General features: G+C 59.3%; 16 protein-coding genes and 1 pseudogene. 10 read left to right on the forward strand and 7 right to left on the reverse strand.

Features of this window, described 5'->3' with window-relative positions:
- The first annotated feature begins 37 nt into the window (after positions 1 to 37).
- Positions 38 to 1,057 carry a putative 2-aminoethylphosphonate ABC transporter substrate-binding protein gene (locus ACT9T4_RS00840; RefSeq protein ID WP_179538867.1) on the forward strand — a complete coding sequence of 340 codons (1,020 nt, stop codon included), beginning with the start codon at positions 38 to 40 and terminating at the stop codon, positions 1,055 to 1,057.
- A 69-nt stretch (positions 1,058 to 1,126) separates the two neighbouring features.
- Positions 1,127 to 2,284, forward strand: a complete 1,158-nt coding sequence (locus tag ACT9T4_RS00845) for a TIGR03364 family FAD-dependent oxidoreductase (protein ID WP_179538866.1) — start codon at positions 1,127 to 1,129, stop codon at positions 2,282 to 2,284.
- Between the two features lie 160 nt (positions 2,285 to 2,444).
- On the opposite strand, the gene ACT9T4_RS00850 is transcribed toward ACT9T4_RS00845, so the two are convergent.
- A complete protein-coding gene (locus ACT9T4_RS00850) occupies positions 2,445 to 3,275 on the reverse strand; it encodes a hypothetical protein (RefSeq protein ID WP_156152624.1) in 831 nt (276 codons plus the stop codon).
- 787 nt (positions 3,276 to 4,062) lie between these two features.
- Here ACT9T4_RS00850 and ACT9T4_RS00855 point away from each other — a divergent pair.
- Both ACT9T4_RS00855 and ACT9T4_RS00860 read left to right on the forward strand, forming a co-directional pair.
- A pseudogene (locus ACT9T4_RS00855) lies at positions 4,063 to 4,359 on the forward strand (HAMP domain-containing protein); the annotation flags it as partial.
- Positions 4,360 to 5,223: a methyl-accepting chemotaxis protein gene (locus tag ACT9T4_RS00860; RefSeq protein WP_413694630.1), complete on the forward strand. Its 864-nt coding sequence runs from the start codon at positions 4,360 to 4,362 to the stop codon at positions 5,221 to 5,223.
- A gap of 227 nt (positions 5,224 to 5,450) precedes the next feature.
- On the opposite strand, the gene ACT9T4_RS00865 is transcribed toward ACT9T4_RS00860, so the two are convergent.
- The 6 genes from ACT9T4_RS00865 to ACT9T4_RS00890 all read right to left on the reverse strand — a co-directional run bounded on the left by ACT9T4_RS00865 (position 5,451) and on the right by ACT9T4_RS00890 (position 13,473).
- Positions 5,451 to 5,729, reverse strand: coding sequence for a hypothetical protein (locus tag ACT9T4_RS00865; RefSeq protein WP_499115042.1), 279 nt, complete (start codon positions 5,727 to 5,729; stop codon positions 5,451 to 5,453).
- A 593-nt stretch (positions 5,730 to 6,322) separates the two neighbouring features.
- Positions 6,323 to 7,348 (reverse strand): GlxA family transcriptional regulator, encoded by a 1,026-nt coding sequence (locus ACT9T4_RS00870; RefSeq protein WP_499115043.1) that lies wholly within the window; start codon positions 7,346 to 7,348, stop codon positions 6,323 to 6,325.
- 108 nt (positions 7,349 to 7,456) lie between these two features.
- On the reverse strand, positions 7,457 to 9,400 hold the full coding sequence (locus ACT9T4_RS00875) for a methyl-accepting chemotaxis protein (RefSeq protein WP_179538861.1): 1,944 nt from the start codon (positions 9,398 to 9,400) through the stop codon (positions 7,457 to 7,459).
- A gap of 199 nt (positions 9,401 to 9,599) precedes the next feature.
- Positions 9,600 to 10,835 (reverse strand): aromatic ring-hydroxylating oxygenase subunit alpha, encoded by a 1,236-nt coding sequence (locus ACT9T4_RS00880; RefSeq protein ID WP_179538860.1) that lies wholly within the window; start codon positions 10,833 to 10,835, stop codon positions 9,600 to 9,602.
- A gap of 220 nt (positions 10,836 to 11,055) precedes the next feature.
- Positions 11,056 to 12,399 (reverse strand): MmgE/PrpD family protein, encoded by a 1,344-nt coding sequence (locus ACT9T4_RS00885; protein ID WP_499115044.1) that lies wholly within the window; start codon positions 12,397 to 12,399, stop codon positions 11,056 to 11,058.
- A gap of 114 nt (positions 12,400 to 12,513) precedes the next feature.
- A complete protein-coding gene (locus ACT9T4_RS00890) occupies positions 12,514 to 13,473 on the reverse strand; it encodes a LysR substrate-binding domain-containing protein (RefSeq protein ID WP_042553952.1) in 960 nt (319 codons plus the stop codon).
- A gap of 337 nt (positions 13,474 to 13,810) precedes the next feature.
- Between ACT9T4_RS00890 and ACT9T4_RS00895 the strand changes: the two genes are divergently transcribed.
- The 6 genes from ACT9T4_RS00895 (at position 13,811) to ACT9T4_RS00920 (ending at position 20,395) form a co-directional block, all read left to right on the forward strand.
- A complete protein-coding gene (locus tag ACT9T4_RS00895) occupies positions 13,811 to 14,842 on the forward strand; it encodes a quaternary amine ABC transporter ATP-binding protein (RefSeq protein WP_042553953.1) in 1,032 nt (343 codons plus the stop codon).
- Positions 14,843 to 14,889: 47 nt separating this feature from the next.
- Entirely contained in the window at positions 14,890 to 15,846 is a 957-nt protein-coding gene (gene proW, locus ACT9T4_RS00900; protein ID WP_042553954.1) for a glycine betaine/L-proline ABC transporter permease ProW, read from the forward strand.
- A gap of 52 nt (positions 15,847 to 15,898) precedes the next feature.
- Positions 15,899 to 16,912, forward strand: coding sequence for a glycine betaine/L-proline ABC transporter substrate-binding protein ProX (gene proX, locus ACT9T4_RS00905; protein WP_231570160.1), 1,014 nt, complete (start codon positions 15,899 to 15,901; stop codon positions 16,910 to 16,912).
- Positions 16,913 to 16,943: 31 nt separating this feature from the next.
- Positions 16,944 to 18,005, forward strand: a complete 1,062-nt coding sequence (locus ACT9T4_RS00910; RefSeq protein ID WP_499115046.1) for a GlxA family transcriptional regulator — start codon at positions 16,944 to 16,946, stop codon at positions 18,003 to 18,005.
- 94 nt (positions 18,006 to 18,099) lie between these two features.
- The gene (locus ACT9T4_RS00915) at positions 18,100 to 19,419 is read left to right on the forward strand and encodes an NAD(P)/FAD-dependent oxidoreductase (RefSeq protein WP_042553957.1); all 1,320 of its coding nucleotides are present in this window, start codon (positions 18,100 to 18,102) and stop codon (positions 19,417 to 19,419) included.
- A 73-nt stretch (positions 19,420 to 19,492) separates the two neighbouring features.
- Positions 19,493 to 20,395 carry a dihydrodipicolinate synthase family protein gene (locus ACT9T4_RS00920; protein ID WP_499115048.1) on the forward strand — a complete coding sequence of 301 codons (903 nt, stop codon included), beginning with the start codon at positions 19,493 to 19,495 and terminating at the stop codon, positions 20,393 to 20,395.

Below are 20,395 nucleotides of genomic sequence, written 5' to 3' on the forward strand. Positions count from 1 at the left end.
ATTCGTACGCCCATCCCTCGCACACAGGATCCACACCATGTTCAAGCGCATCGCCCTTGCCACTGGCCTGCTCGCCGCTGGCGCCCTGCATGCCCAGGCCGCCACCGAACTGACTGTCTACAGCGCTCTGGAAGTCGAACAGCTCAAGCCTTATCAGCAGGCATTCGAGAAGCAGCACCCCGATATCCGCATCAAATGGGTACGCGATTCCACCGGGATCGTCACTGCCAAACTGCTGGCCGAGAAGGATCGCCCACAGGCCGATGCCGTCTGGGGCCTGGCGGGTTCCAGCCTGGCTATCCTCAAGCAGCAGGGCATGCTCGAAGCTTACGCACCGGCCAGCCTGGACAAGATCGGCGCCAACTACCGCGACAGCGACAATCCGCCGTCCTGGGTGGGCATGGACGTGTGGGCCGCGAGCATCTGCTTCAACACCATCGAGGCCGAAAAACAGGGCTTGCCGAAGCCGACCAAGTGGGAAGACCTGACCGATCCGGTCTACAAGGGCAAGATCGTCATGCCCAACCCGGCGTCTTCCGGCACCGGCTACCTGGACGTCAGCGCCTGGCTGCAGATCTTCGGCGAAGACGGCGGCTGGGCCTACATGGACAAGCTGCACCAGAACATCGGCCAGTACACCCATTCCGGTTCAAAACCCTGCAAGCAGGCCGCCGCCGGCGAGTTTCCCATCGGCATCTCCTTCGAGTACCCGGCCGTTCAGCTCAAGCGCAAGGGTGCGCCGCTGGCCATCGTGCTGCCCAAGGAGGGCCTGGGTTGGGAGATCGAGGCGAGCGCGATCATCAAGGGCACTCAGCACTTGGATGCAGCCAGGAAGCTTGCCGACTTCGCTGCCAGCCGGGAGGCCATGGAACTGTACAAGGCCAACTTCGCCGTACTGGCTCAGCCGGCCATCGCCGAGCGGTTTCAGGAACTGCCGGCCGACTACGAGCAACGCCTGATCAACAACGATTTCAACTGGGCCTCGGAGAACCGCGAGCGGATTCTCGCCGAATGGCGCAAGCGCTATGACGGCAAGTCCGAGCCGGTCAGTCAGTAAGCCGCACGGGCTTTTACTTGCAATCTGCTGGCCGCTCTGGCGGCCACTTCCCCTCTCGAGGAGTTTTCCATGAGTCAGCACGACTGTGACCTGCTGATCGTAGGTGCCGGCATCCTGGGCCTTGCGCATGCCTGGGCGGGTGTGCGCCGCGGCCTCAAGGTTCGCGTATTCGAACGCAGCCATACGCCTCTGGGTGCATCCATTCGCAATTTCGGTCAGGCCCTGGTGACCGGCCAGGCGCCCGGCCCGATGCTCGACCTGGCGCGCCAGTCCCACGGCCTTTGGGCGCACTTGGGCGCGGCCGCCGGGCTGTCGATGAAGAAACAGGGTTCCTTGGTGCTGGCCCGCACCGAAGCCGAAGAGGCCATGCTGGAGGCATTCTGCGCCGGTCGTGCCCAAGAGTTTGGCTACCGCACCGAACTACTGCGCGGAGCAGCCCTCGACAGTCTTTATGACGGCCGCTTCGCTCATCACCGCGCAGCCCTGCATGGCCTGGACGACCAGCAACTGTTCTCCCGGGAAGCGCTGCCACAGATCATCGATTACCTGGCCGGCCAGGGCGTTGAATTCCACTTCTCGACGCTGGTGCGGGACGTCGAGCCTGGCAGTGCCCTGACGACCACGGGGCGCTTTTCGGCGCGGCACATCGTCGTCTGCTCCGGCCACGACTATCAGACCCTGCTGGCCGAGCCGATGGCCAGGTTGCAGCCTTCGGTGTGTCGCCTGCAGATGCTGCGGGCTCGGTTGGCGCAGCCGCTGGACCTGCAGCACGCCGTGCTCACGGGCCTGAGCTGCGTGCATTACGGCGCATTCAGTGACCTGCCCGAGGCCGAAGCGATTCGTACGGAGATACGTCGCGATTACCCGATATTGGAAGAGCGCGGTATTCACCTGCTGATCAGCCCCACGCCCTACGGTGAATTGATCATCGGTGATTCCCATGACTACGGTAGCGATGCCGCGCCGTTCAACGAGGAGGGAGTGGATGATCTGCTCATCGGGCTGGCTGAGCACACCCTCGGCGGACGCCTGCACGTGCTCGAGCGCTGGCAGGGCGTATATGGCACGCGCGGTCCAGGCCCATTCAGCGTATTGCCTGCTGCCGATGGGGTGACTGCCGTGCTCATGCATACCGGGCTGGGCATGAGCGTGGGCCTCGGCCTGGGCGAGCGAACCGTTGCCGCGCTGCTTGGCGAGAGCGAGTGGCCCGAGGCGCACGCGGTGTAACAGCTGAGCCAGGAGTGGTCCGGCAGCGTGTTCCAGGTCCCGAGCTGATCTTCCGGCTCGGGCCTGATACTACGGGCGCGAACCCTGCTCCGGGCCGGGCGAAAGGTGCGGTACTGAGTGAATCACCTGGAACATGAGTGCGTGACGCACAGCATCGACCTCAGCCAACCTCGACCTTGAGCAGGCTCCTCTCGCCGTGGGTCCATAACTGCTGTCTCCAGTTATTGTCCCAGTTCCTCTGGTGCGCACCGCTCGCGGAGTCGGAACGGGAAGCATCGCGAGCCCCGGCTCGGGCCAGCAGCTCGGCACCGATATCGATGGTCCGCGCATAGTTGTCGCGATCGAAATCGATGCCAAGGCTGAAGTTCTCGACCTTGAAGAGCGCGATCTGCGCATCGGCCAGCTCACCGGCCTGCTTCACCAGATCGGCAGATGCATTCAGTGCGTGGTCCAGCCAGGCAGCCTGATCGCTATCGAGGCCCTCGATGTTGGTGAGCGTGAGCCGCCCACCGGCTTCTACGCTGAAACCGAAGGATGCGTCTTGCAGGTCCGGTCGCTCTGCGTGGATAGCTTCGAGGAGGTCGGTATAGGTCTGCTCGATCTGTCGAGATGTAGCGCCAAGCACGGCATTCGCGGCATTCATTTCCTGCTGCTGACGTTCCACGAGGCCCAGCCGGTCGATGGGCAGGTTGGCGAGAAAGGCTTCGCTCTCTTCTGCGCTGAGCCCACTTGGGTTGTGAATCCTGCCGGCCACGGAAAGCGCCACGCTGTGGCTGACGCTGCCGGCCCTCAATGCCGCTGCGTAATCGTGGTATTTGCGCAGCGACTCCTCGCTGAGCTGCACGCTATTACCCTGCGCCAGCGCAGCGGCGTTGCTGCCGCCAGCACTCGCACCGCCAGATTTCTCCGCAGGTTCGGCAGATACCCGCCAGGCTTGGTTGGTTCGTGGAGCAATGGCTATGTAGGCGCTCAGTGCCGGCATGTCACTCATCTCACCCATCCCTATTCGTCTCTATCCCTAAGTCCTGGCGCGACGTGTCGGTGATGACGCCCGGGGCAAGATGCTCAGCCCATCGCTGGGCGAGCGTTGGCATCGATAGCCTTGTGCCTGGTTAACGGCTGCCTCGTGTGATTCTTTAGGCAATGGGGCTGCTCCGGAACGCCATGCTCATCTGCACCTCGATGCGCATACGCTTGCAACGGCTGTGCGTTGATCGCACACAACCCACACTGTCGATCTAAAGTTTTCACCGCTGCGTTGGATACCTCTAGGCATTCGAGCCCGTCTTGGGCTCCTGCCTGGAGCGATTGCCATGTTTCCTCACCTGAAAGTCCGCACCGGAATGGCTGCGGTGCTTGTCGTGTTCGTCGTCGCGCTGCTGTTTTCGGTGGTCAACAACTGGCAATCGGCCGAGCTCAGTCACGAGCAGATCAGCGAGCTGAACCGCGCCACCCGGCAGATCGACGGCATCAACAACGCCCTGTTGCTGGCCATCCGCACCAGTGCCAACGTGTCGTCTGCGTTCATCGAGTCGGTGGGTGGGCATCAGCAGGATTCCGAGGCCCGCCTGGTACGCAGTGAGGGCATCTGGAAAGAGGCCATCGCCAAGGTCGAGTCCGCCACTGCCGACATCACCGACCCGGTATTGCAAGGCTATGTCCGTGAGTTGAAGGCGGCCTTCACCGAGTACGGCGAGGCCATCGTCGGCCAGCGTGCGGCTACCCGCTCGCAGTCTGCCGCTGATTACTTCCAGGTGAATATCGCTGCCGGTAATGGCATGACCAAGTTGCAGGCGGTGCGCGTCAAGCTGGTCGACGAACTGGATGCACGCAGCAAGCAGATCATCGCGCAGTCGGCGCAGCGCCTGACCCTCTCGCAGACCCTGGCGATCGCTCTTGCCGTGGTGACGCTGGTGCTGGCCGTGCTGTGCTGGGGCTTCATCGCTGGCCGCGTGCTGCGCCCTCTGCGCGAGGCGGGCGAGCATTTTCGGCGCATTGCCGGGGGCGACCTGACCCAGCCGGTGTCGGTGCCCGGGCGCAACGAAATCGGCGAGTTGTTCGTCGAGCTGCAGCAGATGCAGACCAGCCAGCGCGACACCCTGAACCTGATCGCAGGCTCCGCCACCCAGTTGGCGTCCGCGGCAGAGCAGCTCAACGTGGTGACTGAAGAGAGCAACCGCGGCCTGCAACAGCAGGACCAGCAACTCGAACAGGCCGCCACGGCAGTCACCGAAATGACCAGTGCGGTGGAGGAGGTGGCGCGCAATGCCGTGTCCACCTCCCAGGCCGCCACGGCCTCCGACGGCCTGTCGCAGAAGAGCCGCGAGCAGGTGCGGGAAAACATTCAGGGCACCCATTCGATGGCCACCGAGATTCAGGACAGCGCCGAGCGCATCCAGAACCTGGCCAGCGAAGTGCAGAACATCAGCACGGTACTGGACGTGATCCGCTCGATATCCGAGCAGACCAACCTGCTGGCGCTCAACGCCGCCATCGAAGCCGCACGCGCCGGTGAAGCAGGGCGTGGCTTCGCCGTGGTGGCCGACGAGGTGCGCACCCTGGCGCACCGCACCCAGACCTCGACCCGGGAAATCGAGCAGATGATCGCCACGGTGCAGAACAACGCCGAGCAGGCCGCCAGCGTCATGCGTTCGAGTACCGAAAAAGCCCAGGACACCCTGAAGATCACCCAGGCCAGTGGCGAAATGCTGGAAGAAATCTTCTCCGCCATCGGGCAGATCAACGAACGCAATCTGGTGATCGCCAGCGCTGCGGAAGAGCAGGCCCAGGTGGCCCGCGAAGTGGACCGCAATCTGGTGGCCATACGCGATCTCTCGGCTCAGTCAGCGGCTGGCGCGCTGCAAACCAACTCGGCCAGCCACGAGCTGTCGCGCCTGGCGGTGGAATTGAGTGCGCTGGTGGGGCGTTTTCGTATTTGAGGGCGGGGTTGCCACCAGAAGGGGAGCGAGCCACTCCGTCAAGCTGGGTCGCTATCGCTTTCTATAGGCATCACTGCCGTGGCCGACAACGACCCCGACAGTGATGCCCTGTCGTTTACCGATAAGGTTGAGGTGCTTGTGATATCCCTTGAAGCCGCGTCAAGGGCGTTCGCTGATGCAAGGCGCCATTACCTGTGGCATTGGCGGGAAGCATCGTGATATCGCCTCTAAACATGCCCACTGCCTCCCTGCGCCTCGCACAGCGCCTGGCGATAGAGCACCACCATCTCTTCGAGCAGGTCCTTTGCGAACAGCGCGGCGGCGTGCACTAGCAGGCCTTCGGGGTGTTCGCCTTTCTTGCGGATCAGTTCGTCGAATATGTCGGCCAGCAAACTGGCACGCAGTTCGGCGTCACCCTGAGTATCGCGAGGGGGTGGTGGGCAGGTTTTCGGAATGGGGCTTTGCCCTCTGGGGAAACGAATGACCGGGCTGCGTGGTTCAGCCATGGCGCACCTCCTGGCTGGAGGCGAAGGGTGTCAGTGTGCAGGTAGGGTGGTGCCCTGGCGTAAAAGCTGGATGGCGCATTTTCCTTATGCTCCCTGGTTTGCTTAAGGAGCCGCCACCGCCGTTGCTACGCGGTTATGGTGGCGGACCGTACAGGGGTAGCAAACCGGAAACCAAGGGAACCGGCCAGGCCGAAGCCTGCCCCGTACGGGCCGCCATAGAAATGCAGTAGCACGGCACCGAGTACCGACTATGCAAGTGCGACGCACCGCGTCTTGGTTTTTCAGGTTGCTACACCCGGTCACGGCATCGACCGTGACCGGCGCACTCTAGCTCGCAGGTTTGGCGATGGCAACCTGCCGGAGCGTTGCAACGTGACTGCCTTGATTCACGGGGTGGTCATGACCCGCCTCCCGTGTGGCAGCCTGCTCTGCCGTTGTTCTCCTGGTTCGCTGCAGCGCGTGAGCAGAATCGCTCTTTGGCTGCAGCCACATGGGGCGTCACGTGTCGGGGGGTGATTGCAGTCGGTAACGAGGGTGAACAGCATTGTTCGAGGCTGGTATGGGCCCGGCGAGAAACGAATTGGCCTGGCGATCTATTTACGTGATCTCACGTTACCGTGCCGTACCTCTTTCGAGGGCGAGTTACCGAAGTAGGCGGCGTAGCATTTACTGAAATGGCTTGGCGAGGCGAAACCGCAGGCGACGCTGACATCTAAGATAGGTAAGTCGGAGTACTGGAGCAGGCGTCGACCTTCGGTGATACGAAGCTCCAGATAGTAACGTACCGGTGTGGTACCAAGTTGCTGCTGGAAGAGCCGCTCGATCTGCCGCCGAGAACGGCCAGAATATTGGGCTAATTGCTCGGCACTCAGGGGCTCTTCGACATTCGCGCTCATCAAACTGATCACATTACGCAGCGGTTCGCTCATTTTGGCGTGCAGAGCCGGACGGACGCGCCTAAACCGAGACTCTTCGAAAGCCAGGATATCTACGATCCCTTCAACCAGATCGCGGCCATGGAGTTTGTTGATCCACTCCAGCACCATGTTGAACGCACCGGTAGGGCTAGCGGCCGTCAACCTGTCGCGATCGACCATGAAGCTTTCCGAGGTGACTTGGCTGTTCTTAGCGATCTCCGCCAGGGCAGATCGATGTTCTGGGTGGATCGCACATTTATAGCCGTCAAGCAGTCCTGCTTGTCCTAGAAACCAAGCGCCGCTCCACAGGCCTGCCAAGGCGATTTGCTTTTCACTCGCAGTGTGGAGAAGTTGTTTCAGAACAGAAATCGGGCGCAAGTTGGTACGCAATCCGCCGCAGACCACCAGCAGGTCGAGTCGAGCAAGGTGGCTCACGTTCAGTTCAGCACTTGGACAGATGGTGATGCCTAGATCACTGACTACCGCTTCCCCGTTCAGGCTGAATGTTCGAGTCGCGAATACGTTAGCGCTGATCAGGTTGGCCGTTACCAGGATATCCAGTGCCTGAGTGAAGGCAGGCAGGGAGAAGTGCTCCAGAAGCAAAAAACCGACATTAGCTTTTTGTAGGGTGAGGCTCTTATCACCTATAAACCGAAGGTTTTGCCCCTGTAGCAGCTCACTGAAGCTTCGTCTGTTCGGCATATTATCGATCTCATTCTTGTCGAGTCGGCGCCAATACCTTCTCTGATGCGGTTTAAATCAACGAAAAGTAGGCAGCCAAAAAACAATCTTGCTGATTTTGAGGGCAGGTCAAGTTCTGAAGCGCCCCACCAGACCATTCAATTCGCCGGACAGCGACTCCAGGCGCTGTGAGTCGCTGCGCGCCGAATGCGCCAGTTCCTCGACCAGTTGTGCGTCGGTCTGAATCTGCGCGATGTGCCGGTTGATGTCTTCGGCCACGTGGTGCTGTTCTTCGGCTGCGGTGGCGATCTGATTGTTCTGATCGCGGATCTCGTCCACCGAGGTGCGGATCTGCTCGAAGCTGTCGCGAGCCTGCTGAATCCGTTCGACGCTCTGCTGCGACATGCTCAGGCTGCTCTGCATCTGCTTGGTCACGTCCTGAGTGCGTTTGGCCAGGCCACCCAGCAGGCTGTCGATCTCGCCGGTTGAATCCGCCGTGCGCTTCGCCAGTGCGCGTACTTCGTCGGCGACCACGGCGAAACCACGCCCCTGTTCACCCGCGCGTGCGGCCTCGATGGCAGCGTTGAGGGCCAGCAGGTTGGTCTGCTCGGCGATCGAGCGGATGGTGTCGAGGATGGCGTTGATGTTCTTGCTGTCCTGCTCCAGCACCTGCATGGCCTGGGCCGACTTCTGCAGGTTCTCGCTCAGCCGCGAGACGCTGCCGGTGGCTTCGTCGATCTGCAACTGACCATCGTGCACCTGACGTTGGCCTGAGTCGGCCGAGGAGGCTGCGTGGCTGCAGGAACGGGCCACTTCGTTGGCGGTGGCGACCATCTCGTTGAAAGCGGTGGACACCAGCTCCACGGCCTCGCGCTGCCGGCCGGCGGCGTCGTTCATGTCGCGGGCCACGCGGGTGCTGGCATCCGAGGCGGTTTGCAGATCCGCCGAAGCGCTGCCGATGCGTTGCACCAGGGTGCGGATGGCGCCGAGGAACTGGTTGAACCAGCGTGCCAGCAGGGCGGTTTCGTCATTGCCGCGCACGTCGAGGTTGCGGGTCAGGTCGCCTTCGCCCTGGGCGATGCCTTCCAGGCCACCGGCCACGCTGCGGATCGGTTTGACAATCAGGCCGGCGAAGCTGGCACCGACGATGGCGAACAGCACGGCCAACACAGCCGCGATGATCGCGATCTGCCAGGTCAGGCTGGTGGCCTTGGCCATGACTTCACTGCGCTCGATCAGGCCGATAAAGCGCCAGCCCAGAGTGCTCGACGACCAGACGTTGGCCATGTACGGCACGCCGCCTAGTTCTACCTCGACCAAGCCATTCTGTACGCCGGCCAACTGTGTGTAGCCGTCGCCCAGCTCGCTGATCAACTTGAAGCCATGGGCGGGATCGCGGGGGTCGACCAGCACGTTGCCGTTGCTTTCCAGCAGCATCAGGTAGCCACTTTCGCCAAGCTTGATCTGCTTGACCAGTTCGGTGAGCTGCTTGAGCGAAACGTCCAGGCTGATCACCCCGAGGTTTTTACCCTGGCTGTCATCAACGGTGCGGACGGTGGCCATCAACACTACATCGTCGGTCGCCCAATAGTAGGCAGGGCTGCGTACTACTTTGCCTGGCGAGTTCAAAGCGCTTTTGTACCAAGGCCGCACGCGAGGATCGTAGCTATGCATTTTGGGGTCATCAGGCCAACTGACGTAAGTGCTATCTGTATTGGCAAAGGACAAATACGCCGTAGTCGGGTGGGTAGCCGCGAACTGATCGAAGAGTTGCAGCAGCTCTTTGCCCGTCTCTGTCATCGGGGTCTGAGCCGCATCGGCGCTGACATAGCTCTTAAGGTCTCGGGCGTTCTGAATTTTCGGGCTTTTCGCCAAGTATTCGACGTTCTGTGCGATTGCGTCGAAAAACTGGTTCATGGCGTTTTCGATCTGACGAATTTCTCGATTGCTGCTGTCGAGGAAGTTGTCCTGCGCCTGAGCGCGAAGGTTTACGACCACCACGATAGCGACCACCACGACGGGCACACAGGCTATGGCCGCGAAGGCCCAGGTGAGTTTCTGTTTGATGTTCACGGGTGGTTTCCTGCGGGGTGGGAGGCATTGTTATTGGTATAGCTTCGCGGAAAGAAGTTTGGGCTTGCAAAGATGCCTGAGTCCACGCGTCGATGCAGAATTCACATAGTGTCTTTCTATTTGGTATTCAGGTGAGGTATTCCAGAAAGCTACGTCATGAATACGTAGCTTTCTGGCACGTTCACGAGCGAGCCGCCGCTCAGCCCACAGACTTCAGCGCAATCGGCCCGCGGAGGCGCTCTAGCATGGTTGCGCAGTACCAATCATCGAATTGGCATACGCCATTTTCGGCAATTTCCGAGTATGGGCCTGGTTCGTAGGAAGGCGAATTGACGCCGGCCTGAGTGCCCTCGACCAACTGACGATCCTGATCGTTGGTTGCGATCCACACCTTGGTCAGGCGCTCGATGTCGTAATCCACACCCTCGACCGCTGACTCTGGCACCAGCCACTTTGTAGTAACCAGGGTTTCGTTCGGGCCAATGGGCAGCACTCGGAAGCTCAGTGCGTGGTCGCCCAGAAAGTGGTTCCAGGTGGACGGGTAATTGAAATAGAGCAGGGCACCGATGTCAGCTTCGCCGCTTTTGTCGAGCCGACCATTGACGGCGGGCTTGCCATCCATCGTGTAGCTCACTGCACCAGCGGAGAGCGGGATGCGGGTCATGCGGAAGCGGCCGTTGATGTCCATGACCAGCTTGCTTGGCATACCGGCTCGTTCGCAGCGAGCCCAGTGGGCGCTCAGTTCCGGGTCGTCTTCGCCACCCACGCCTGCGACTGAGAGGTTCTCCACGAAGGAATTGAGCAGCTCTGGGTGTGTGCCGTCGCAGTGGTAGCACTCGCGGTTATTCTCGAAAACCAGCTTCCAGTTGCCTCGTTCGATCAGGTCGGATTTGAAGGCGACTTTGCAGTTATCCAGAAAGTGCGGCGCGATGAAGGGCTTTACCGCGCTGCGGAAAGAGTCGAAGTCGGGTGCCTTGGTGGCGACACAGACATAGATGAAGCTTTCGACGATTTCGCAGTGCACGGGCTTCAGGTTGTACTGGGTTTTATCGAAGTCAGTGCCCATGTTGCCAGCGAACAACAGGTTGCCGTCCAGCTCGTAAGTCCACTTGTGATAAGGGCATACGAGCTTGGCTACTTTACCCTGTTCGTGCTCGCAGACCTTGGCGCCACGGTGGCGGCAAGCGTTATGAAAGGCATGCACCTGGCCGTTCTTGCCACCTACCACAACGACCGGGTAATCCCCGATCTGCAAGGTGAAGTACTGGCCAGGTTTGGCGACTTCGAATGTATGGCCGGCGAAGATCCAATCCTTGTGCCAGATCTGCTCCAGATCCTGGCGATAGACCTGGGGATCACTGTACAGCTCACGGGGTAGCGAGTGTCGGGCTTTGCGTTGAGAGATCAGGTCGATGACGGTTTGCTTGTTACTCATAGTGGTCCTCCAGGAAACATACCTTGAGCCGAATTTCGTTAACGGTCTTGTTGGTCTTGTGATGTTTGAAAACTCATGGCAAACGCCGCCATCGCTATGAAAGCCTTCGGCGGCGGGCAGGCCGGAGACACCCTGCTGCGCAGTGATGCATGGTCGGAGCGTATTACGCCACCTGTGGCGCTACAAACGACATTTCAGGAGGGGAAAGCATGATTGCAGGTTATTGATCGTGTGGCCGGAACAGTGGCGCCAGAGCATCGATGGCTGATGCGGAATGCTCCAGTTCCTTTATGGCCGACTTCAACTCGAAGCAGGCTTGGTGACGGAGGTTCACACCGGCAAACAGATCGAATTTCATGTCGATATCTTCTGAGGTCATGGGGCGTTCAGGGTCACCCAATGCGGCTGTAATGGGTGACTCCAGCTGCTCGCCGCTCTTCAGTGCCACGAGTACGCGGGAAAGAATTTCCTTTGGGAAGCGTGCCGAAATATCTGCTGACTCTACGATTTCGATGCGTTCACTGACGGCAAGAATGTCTGGCGCGGTGATTGCTGCACCGGTGACTTCAACTGGGCCGACCTTGCCGCGTGCAATGAGCGCCGCCAGTGGAAAGGCGAGGGCATACTGGGCTTCGTCGGCGTTGCTGGGGCGGTGGCCCTGCAGGCACATCGACTCCCAAAAAGTTTCCACACGAATCGATGCGATGTTGTCAGCACAGATTTGCGGGTGCTCGCGCATCAGCTCGCTCATGGCGGTGAGGGCGGGCTGAGCCCAGCGGCACACGGGCCAGGGTTTGAAGTACTGGGCGTCTATTTCCCAGCGGCTGCCCAGATCATCCCAGTAGGGTGCTGCAATGGCATCTTCGACTGTCTCGGCCGGAGCGCCGGTTACCCCCTCGCGGGCCATCAGCAATGCGTTCAACCCAACGAAAGCCCCGGAGCCATGGGCATCACGCAGCATGGTCGGGTGCTGAACCACGCGCATCATCGGGCAGCGTGCGCTGAAATACTCGGCAATTCCCAGTGCATGGCGGAAGGTGGTTTCATCGAGCCCCATCAGGCGTGCGCCCGCGCACACCACGCCAATGGCCGAAAAACCACCTGAGGCATGGTAGGTCGGAGAGGTGGATATCAGTGATACACCAGCACGCAAGCCTGTTTCATAACCGACGCAGAGTGCTTCGAGCAGTTGCCTGCCAGTGATCGGCTGGCCCTGCGCATGCAGTGCGTCAGCCAAGGCGAGGATAGCTGGAACTACCGTTGCGCCCGCGTGGCCCTTGGACATGAAATGGCCTTCGTGTGCATCCAGGCTATCGGCCGTGAAGCCGCCAGCCCAGCCGGCGCCCAAAACACTTACCTGGGTACCATCGAAAGGCAGCCGACTGATGAACGCTCCACCGGGATAGTGTTGGCGAGCGAAGCGATAGAGCGTCTGGCTGGTCTCGTTGGTTACCGCCCCAGCCATTACCCCAACGATATCGAGCAGGCTTTTTTTCAGTATTGCCTGGGTATGAGCAGGCAACTGGGAAAACTTAAAGTCACGGCAGAAGATGTACAGCGACATGCGATGGCTCCTTTTGAGCTCTGCTCGGGAAATATTCACCCCGCAGACAGTGGGCCAGCGCATCGTCGTACTCTAGCGACGTTTTCTTCGTGCAAAGGATAACCGCAGGTCAGGCTAGCGGCGTGCGAAGTGGCCCAATATCCATTGCTGAAAACGCCGCACGGCATCGACGTCTTCCGCCTCTTCGCGAATAGAAAGATAGTGACGGCTGTTGCGCAGTTCCACCTCCGCCTCGATTGGCCGTACCAGAAGGCCCTGTTCGAGCAGGGCCTTGACCAGATGATTCCAGCCCAGCGCAACGCCCTGATGAGTGAGCACCATGCTGATGATCAGGTTGTAGTCGTTGGCACTGAAAATCTGTGGGCTTGTCGCTGGGCGCTCATCGATATTGATGCCCTGAAACGCCAGCCATACGCCCCAGTCGACGTGTTCCGCTACCTGTGAGCGTCCGTAGGGGCTCAGGTTGAGCAGCAACGAATCACGTACGCCCTCGAGCGTGCAGAGCTGCGGGTTGCGCTCCAGATAGTGTGGTGAGCACACAGGGTAGATGACGTCGTGGAACAGAGCAGTCCTGCGGTATCCCTCGCCCACCTTGGGCAGTTTGGTAATAAAGATATCCGGCTGTACACCGGGTTCCATGACCAAGAAGTTCTGAGTCGTGATCAGGTTCAGTTCGATGTCGTTGTGCTGGGCGAAAAAATCCGGGAGGTGCTGCGACAGCCACAGCGCCGAGAACGCGGGTGAACAGCAAACCGTCAGCATGCGTTTACTGGCTTGATTACTGCGGATGCGCTCGGCGGCCTGGGCGATGTTGACGAACGATAACTGTGCTGCATCGAAGAAAAGCTCGCCGGCGCTGGTGAGCTGCACCGCCCGACCAACACGGTCAAACAGTTGGGCGCCTAGATAACCTTCAAGCTCTCGAATCTGCCGGCTGATTGCGGCTTGCGATACGCACAACGCTTCTGCGGCACGCGTGAAGCTTTCATATTTTGCAGCAGCAACGAATGCCTTTACCGCGCGCAATGAGGGCATTCTGAGGAGTAGGGCATCTGGGTCGGTGTGCTTGGACATTCGAGCCTCGTTAATAACTGCAGTGCCATGCTCAGGGGGCACGGTGCACGCGTGTCGAAGGGTAAGACGCGCAAGCGCGTAGGTCTGTTCTCTACACGACACTCCGGTGGCGTTGAGCGAATGCATAACGCGAGGTTATCAAATTGCCTTTGGAAATGTAGTTGGATTTGCCGGGGGGATGATTATAGTTTTGACGAAAGCCCTACTCCGCGGGCAAACAATAAAAATAGGATATCGTCGTGAAAACAGACACTCATTGCTCCTGCCCATCAAGAATTATTTTCTATCACTGTGCGCTGGTTTATGGCGAGCGCGCCGAGGTTGAAGGAGGCGAGTCATGAGTGAAACCGATGAAATCATGTCTGTTCGTAATGTTTACAAGGTGTTCGGCTCTCAACCGAAAATAGCGCTGGATATGGTGCGCGATGGCGCAACCAAGGCAGATATATTTGAAAAGACCGGGCAAGTGATTGGCGTATTCGATGCCAATTTTTCGGTCAGGCGTGGTGAGATCTTCGTCATAATGGGTTTGTCTGGGTCGGGCAAGTCGACCATGGTGCGTTTATTCAACAGACTCATCGAGCCCAGCTTCGGCTCCATCTTTCTCAATGGCAAGGAAATCACCGGCCTTGCTGATAAAGACCTGCTGCAAGTTCGTCGCAGGGACATGGGCATGGTGTTTCAGTCCTTTGCTTTGATGCCTCACATGTCGGTACTCGATAATGTCGGCTTCGGCCTGGAGATAAGTGGCGTTTCGGAAAAGGAGCGCAATGCGCGTTCTCTCGAGGCGTTAAGCCAGGTAGGCCTTGCCGGGCAGGAACATTGCTTTCCGCACCAGCTCTCGGGCGGCATGCAGCAGCGTGTGGGGCTGGCAAGGGCGTTGGCAAACGATCCGGCTATCTTGCTGATGGATGAAGCATTTTCAGCCCTTGATCCTATGATCCGCTGTGAGATGCAGGGTGAACTGATAAAGCTTCAGAAAGAACAAAATCGCACCGTTATCTTTATTTCCCATGATATTGAAGAGGCCGTTCGTATTGGCCATCGCATTGCGATAATGGAAGGTGGCAAAGTTGTACAGATCGGTACGCCACGTGAGTTGTTGAGCAATCCGGTTAACGATTATGTTCGCGCATTTTTCAACGGATTCGATTCCAGTCGAATTCTCAAGGCTGGAGATATCGCCCAAGAAGGCGGTATTGCCTATGAGCCGGGCCGACAGCCCTCGCTGAAGGCCGAAACTCCGCTCAACGAGATCTTCCATATTGTGGCGCAGGCCGCTTTGCCCGTTCCGGTAGTTGATGAGGCTGGCGTCTATCGGGGAAGTATTTCTCAAGGCCGCTTGCTGAGTTGTCTTGGCGGAAACTAAACCTGCACTACGTAAAGTAAGCCGTTGTTGAGGCTGAGGTACAGCTCATGTCCGATTTTAGTTTTCTCGACCCGTTCAAAACGATCAATGTTCCAGTAGGGACATGGGTGGAAGATGCACTTCGTTATTTGGTGCATAACTTTCGCGATGTATTTCGCTCCATTCGCTGGCCTGTCGATCAGGTGCTCGATGGTGTCCAGGCAGCGCTGATGTCGGTACCACCTAGCGTATTCATCATCCTGGCGGGCCTGATCGGCTGGCAGGTGGGCGGACGCCGAATCGGTGCGCTGATGGTCGTCACGCTCACTGCCCTGGGATTGATCGGCGTATGGGGCGACGCCATGGTCACTCTCGCGCTGGTTCTGACCTCGCTGTTTTTCTGTGCCGTGATCGGTATCCCACTGGGCATTGCCTGTGCACGCAGCGACCGTCTCGAGGTGTTGATTCGCCCAGTGCTCGACGCCATGCAGACCTTGCCCGCATTCGTCTATCTGGTTCCGGTGGTGATGCTGTTCGGCATCGGCAACGTGCCTGGCGTAATCGTCACCATCATTTTTTCGGTGTCGCCACTGGTACGTCTCACCAACCTGGGTATTCGTCAGGTTCCTGAAGACAAAATCGAGGCCGCACGGGCCTTTGGCTGTACGCCTCGACAGATGCTGCTAAGGGTGCAGCTGCCGCTTGCCGCTCCCACCATCATGGCTGGTGTCAACCAGACCCTGATGCTGGCGCTGTCGATGGTAGTCGTGGCGTCGATGATTTCCGTCGGTGGTCTGGGGCTGATGGTACTGAGTGGTATTGGCCGGCTCGACATGGCGCTGGCGAGCGTTGGCGGTATCGGATTGGTACTGCTGGCGATTTGTCTGGATCGTTTCACCCAAGCGCTGGGTGAGCGCAGTCAACACCTGACTACCGGTCAGCGCTGGTACCACAGTGGTCCGGTCGGGCTAGTGGTGCGGTTGAAGAAGAAAAAGAAAGACGTTGCACAGCCTTTAACTCATTGAACTTGCCTTTCCTCTAATTAAAAACATCAGCAGGTGACTCATGAATTTCTCCATGTGCAAGAGAGCTATCGTTGCCGCCATGGCCGCTCCGGTTATCGGCATGATTCTGGTATCCGCCGCTCAGGCAGCCAACCCGGACAAACCCGGTGAGGGGGTATCGGTCACGCCTATCTTCCCGACCATCGCCGAAGAGCGTTTTCGCGGCGAAATAGCTATAGCGGGGCTCGAGGCGCTTGGCTACGAGGTCAAACAACCGAAAGAGACTGACTACCCAGCATTGTTTCTGGCGCTGTCTTACGGCGATGCAGACTTCACCGTGCACATGTGGGAGCACCTGCATGCTGCGTTCTACGCCAAGGCTGGCGGCGATGACGTGATGACCGCGGTCGGTGACGTGATGCCCGGGGTATTGCAAGGCTTCATGATCGACAAGAAAACCGCCGATGCCCACCACATCAAGGACGTGTCTGACCTCAAGAAGCCGGAAATCGCCAAGCTCTTCGACAGCAACGGTGATGGTAAAGCTGACCTTACCGGCTGTAACCCGGGCTGGGGTTGTGAGGTGATCATTGAGCACCAGCTCAAGGCTTACGGCCTGAACGATACCGTCACCAATAACCGTGGCTCTTACTTCGCCCTGATGGCCGACACCATTTCTCGTTATCAGCAGGGGCAACCGATTCTCTACTACACCTGGGTGCCGCAATGGATCTCTGGCGTGTTGGTGGAAGGGCGCGACGTCGTATGGCTGCCGGTTCCATTCACTTCATTGCCCGACGGCAAGAATGACGTGAACACCACATTCGATGGCAAGAATCTCGGCGCTCCGATCGACAACGTGAAGGCGGTTCTTAACAAGGAGTTCGCCGAGGAAAATCCGGCAGCGCGCACCTTCCTTTCCAAAGTCCGCATATCCACTGAAGACGAAAGCGCACAGAACCTGCGTATGCAAAATGGCGAGAAGTCACTCGAGGCTATAAAGCGCCAGGCCCAGGAGTGGATCAGTGCTCACCAGACCGAATGGGACAGCTGGCTGAAAGATGCACGGGCAGCTGGACAGCAGTAACGGCAGAGTTTTCTGGGCAGGCAGGTGAATCATGAAAGACTCCTTTCAAAGCGTACTGAAATCACGAAACCAGGTGTTTGGCGTGGGTGGCACTCCGGCAAGCCGCTGTGTTCGTGTCGCCTTCATCCTGCTTGACCAGTTTTCTCTGACGTCCTTTTCCACTGCACTGGACGCGCTCAATACGGGCACTGCACTCGAGCAGGGTGTCGACTACCAGATCAGCACATGGTCGCTGACTGGTGGTGCCATCCGTAGTGATGTGGGTGTGACGGTTGATACCCAGCGCCTGCCACTGGTTCGTGTGCAGCACCATATGCTTGTGCTCGTCGGAGGGCACCGCGTCAGGCTGGCGCCAAACGCCGTACTGAGTAAGGTGCTGCGCCGCGCCGCCCTCGAGCGCACGATGATGTGCGGCCTGTGGAACGCTGCATTTCATCTGGCGCAGGCTGGGCTTCTCGAAAACCGGGCCGGTGTATGCCATCCCGATAGTCTCGCGCCGATCAAGGAGTATCACCCGTCTTTGGATCTCGGTGGCAGTGGTCACGCACTCAGCGGCCGCGTTGGCACCAGTGCCGAACCTGGTGCGGTGCTGGACTTGATGCTGGCGGTGATGAAGCGCTGCGCACTGGGGCATACACTGGTGTTCGAGGACGAGATCAAGCGCTTGCACCAGCCGGAGCGTCATCAACAGGATTTGCCCGCCATTTCGAGGCCGAGTGGCAAGTGCCTCCCCAAACCGTTGAGTGTGGCGTTGTCGATGATGGAGGAGAACATAGAAGAACCGCTGGACATCGATCTGATTGCTGATCAGGTCGGCGTTTCACGGCGACAGCTAGAACGTCGTTTCTCACGTCATCTGAACGCGCCACCGTTGCGCTATTACCTGGAGCTGCGCCTGACTCGCGCGCGTCAGTTGATCGTCCATAGCAACCGCTCGCTGACCGATGTAGCTCTGGCTACCGGGTTCGTCAGCTACCCGCACTTTCACCGTCGTTTCAAGGATCTGTTCGGGCTGCCGCCGATGGAATTCAGAACCACCTACGACTCGCATTTGAGCCACCACTCGGCTTTCCAGGCACAGCCGAGCACCTGATCACGATAACCAAGGAACCGCTCGCCAAACAGCGGGTGTAGCTCAGTAGGCCCTGCATTCAGGCCGCTTCCTCAATTGCAATGGTTCAGCACTCATGAAAGTTCACGCCTTGCCTGCCGATGACAACAGCTGTGGCTGGTTCCACCTCAGCCCGCCGCGTAAACCCTGTGCCAGCCATCATGGGCACAGTGAGGCACCCTGGGTGGTTATCGGCGCGGGGTTTACCGGCCTGTCGGTAGCTCGGCAACTGGCGCTGAACTTCCCGGATGACGAAGTGGTGCTGATCGAGGCGCAGGAGGTTGGCCTCGGACCCTCCGGGCGCAACGCCGGCTTTGCAATCGATCTGCCCCATGACATCGGCGCCGAGGATTACATCGGCGATCTCGATATCGCCAGAACCGTTCTCAAACTGAACCTGGCTGGCCAGCGTCTGCTCAGCCAGTGGGTCGAGACCTTTGGCATCGACTGCCAGATGAAGGCCTGCGGGAAGTATCAGGCCGCAGTCGAGCGGCGAGGCCTGGCGGTGCTCGATGCATACCGCCGTGGCCTGGACAAGCTCGGCCAGCCTTATGAAATGCTCAGCGAGCAAGAGTTGCCGCATCACATTGGCACGCACTTCTATCGCCGGGCCCTGTACACCCCAGGTGCGGTGTTGATTCAGCCTTCGGCGCTGGTCAAAGGCCTGGCCGACAACCTGCCCGCGAACGTGACGCTTTACGAGCGCACGCCGATTCTGGAAGTTGAATACAGCACCAACAAAACACGCTTGCGGCATGCCGCTGGCAGCATCTCTGCCAGCCGGCTGGTGCTGGCCAACAATTCCTTTGGTCAGCATTTCGGTTTTCTGCAGGGGCGCATGTTGCCGATCTTCACCTACGGCAGCATCACCCGCCAGCTCACCAGCGACGAACAGGCGCGCCTGCAAGGCAAACCCTACTGGGGAGTCATTCCGGCCGATCCGTTCGGTACCACGGTTCGCCGCACGCCGGACAACCGTCTGCTGATTCGCAACAGCTTCAGTTTCAACCCTGATGGCCGCAGTAACCCCAAATACCTGCAGCGTTTTCTGCAGCGTCACAGGGCCTCCTATGCGCAACGTTTCCCCATGCTGCCCAACGTCGATTTCGAATACACCTGGGGCGGCGCACTGGCGATGACCCGCAACCACAACGGCTTCTTCGGCCAGCTGGCGCCCAACGTCTATGGCGCTCTGGGCTGCAACGGGCTAGGCGTAACACGCGGCACCATCACCGGTAAGTTGCTGGCCGACTGGCTCGCTGGCGAACGCAATGACTTGATCGATTTCCTGCTGGCCGCTCCAGGCCCCAACGCAAACCCACCGCAGCCGTTCCTGTCAGCAGGGGTCAATCTGAACCTGCTCTGGGGGCAGCGCCGGGCAGGGCGGGAGAGCTGAGGCCAACGTACTGCCGAAACGCGGGGCTCCGGTTCCGCACTATCAATGAATCAACCAGATGGAGGCTCTACCCATGAACTTCGACGGCATCTTCACTCCGGCCATTACTCCGCTGCAGAGCAATGGCGAGATCGACCATGGTGCGTTTGCGGAGGTTCTCGAATACCTGATCGAGGCCAAGGTGCACGGCATTGTCATCGGCGGCTCTACGGGTGAGTACTACGCCCATACCAGCGAAGAGCGTATCGCGTTGATCACCCGTGCTCGCGAAGTGATCGGCAACCGCTTGCCGCTGGTAATTGGCACAGGCGCCATTCGCACCGAGGATTCCGTGCTCTTCGCCGAGGTGGCCAAGTCCCAAAAGGCCGACGCCATCCTCGTCGGAACGCCGCCCTATGCACTGCCGACTCAGCAGGAAATCGCCGAACACGTGCTCACCGTGGACAAAGCCGCTGGCCTGCCGATCATGCTCTACAACTATCCCGGCCGTATGAACGTGGCTATGCAGCCGCAATTCTTCGACGCCGTAGCTGCATGCAAGAACATTCAGGCGATCAAGGAAAGTTCGGGTGATATGGCGAGCCTGCATCACCTCGCGGTTCATCGACCCAACCTGCAGATTTCCTGCGGTTGGGACGACCAGGCGTTGGAGTTCTTCGCCTGGGGCGCCCGTAGCTGGGTGTGCGCCGGCTCCAACTTCGTGCCACGCGAGCACGTCGCGCTCTATGAGGCGTGCGTGATCGAAAAGGACTTCGACAAGGGCCGCCGCATCATGGCAGCGATGCTGCCGCTGATGGACTTCCTGGAGGGCGGCAAGTTCGTTCAGTCGATCAAGCATGGTTGCGAAATCAGCGGCCTTCGCGCCGGTGGTGTACGGGCTCCGCTCAAGGATATGAGCAGCGACGAAAAAACCGAACTGGAGCGCGTCGTGGCCGCGCTGAAGAAAAACGTATCGCTGATCACTCAGGAGGCCTGA

It is taken from the genome of Pseudomonas sp. SZ40 (assembly GCF_052958135.1).

Coding starts and splice junctions, on each gene's coding strand:
- ACT9T4_RS00840 (WP_179538867.1), top strand. CDS start 38: ATGTTCAAGCGCATCGCCCTTGCCACTGGCCTGCTCGCCGCTGGCGCC.
- ACT9T4_RS00845 (WP_179538866.1), top strand. CDS start 1,127: ATGAGTCAGCACGACTGTGACCTGCTGATCGTAGGTGCCGGCATCCTG.
- ACT9T4_RS00850 (WP_156152624.1), bottom strand. CDS start 3,275: ATGAGTGACATGCCGGCACTGAGCGCCTACATAGCCATTGCTCCACGA.
- ACT9T4_RS00860 (WP_413694630.1), top strand. CDS start 4,360: ATGCAGACCAGCCAGCGCGACACCCTGAACCTGATCGCAGGCTCCGCC.
- ACT9T4_RS00865 (WP_499115042.1), bottom strand. CDS start 5,729: ATGGCTGAACCACGCAGCCCGGTCATTCGTTTCCCCAGAGGGCAAAGC.
- ACT9T4_RS00870 (WP_499115043.1), bottom strand. CDS start 7,348: ATGCCGAACAGACGAAGCTTCAGTGAGCTGCTACAGGGGCAAAACCTT.
- ACT9T4_RS00880 (WP_179538860.1), bottom strand. CDS start 10,835: ATGAGTAACAAGCAAACCGTCATCGACCTGATCTCTCAACGCAAAGCC.
- ACT9T4_RS00885 (WP_499115044.1), bottom strand. CDS start 12,399: ATGTCGCTGTACATCTTCTGCCGTGACTTTAAGTTTTCCCAGTTGCCT.
- ACT9T4_RS00890 (WP_042553952.1), bottom strand. CDS start 13,473: ATGTCCAAGCACACCGACCCAGATGCCCTACTCCTCAGAATGCCCTCA.
- ACT9T4_RS00895 (WP_042553953.1), top strand. CDS start 13,811: ATGAGTGAAACCGATGAAATCATGTCTGTTCGTAATGTTTACAAGGTG.
- proW (WP_042553954.1), top strand. CDS start 14,890: ATGTCCGATTTTAGTTTTCTCGACCCGTTCAAAACGATCAATGTTCCA.
- proX (WP_231570160.1), top strand. CDS start 15,899: ATGTGCAAGAGAGCTATCGTTGCCGCCATGGCCGCTCCGGTTATCGGC.
- ACT9T4_RS00910 (WP_499115046.1), top strand. CDS start 16,944: ATGAAAGACTCCTTTCAAAGCGTACTGAAATCACGAAACCAGGTGTTT.
- ACT9T4_RS00915 (WP_042553957.1), top strand. CDS start 18,100: ATGAAAGTTCACGCCTTGCCTGCCGATGACAACAGCTGTGGCTGGTTC.
- ACT9T4_RS00920 (WP_499115048.1), top strand. CDS start 19,493: ATGAACTTCGACGGCATCTTCACTCCGGCCATTACTCCGCTGCAGAGC.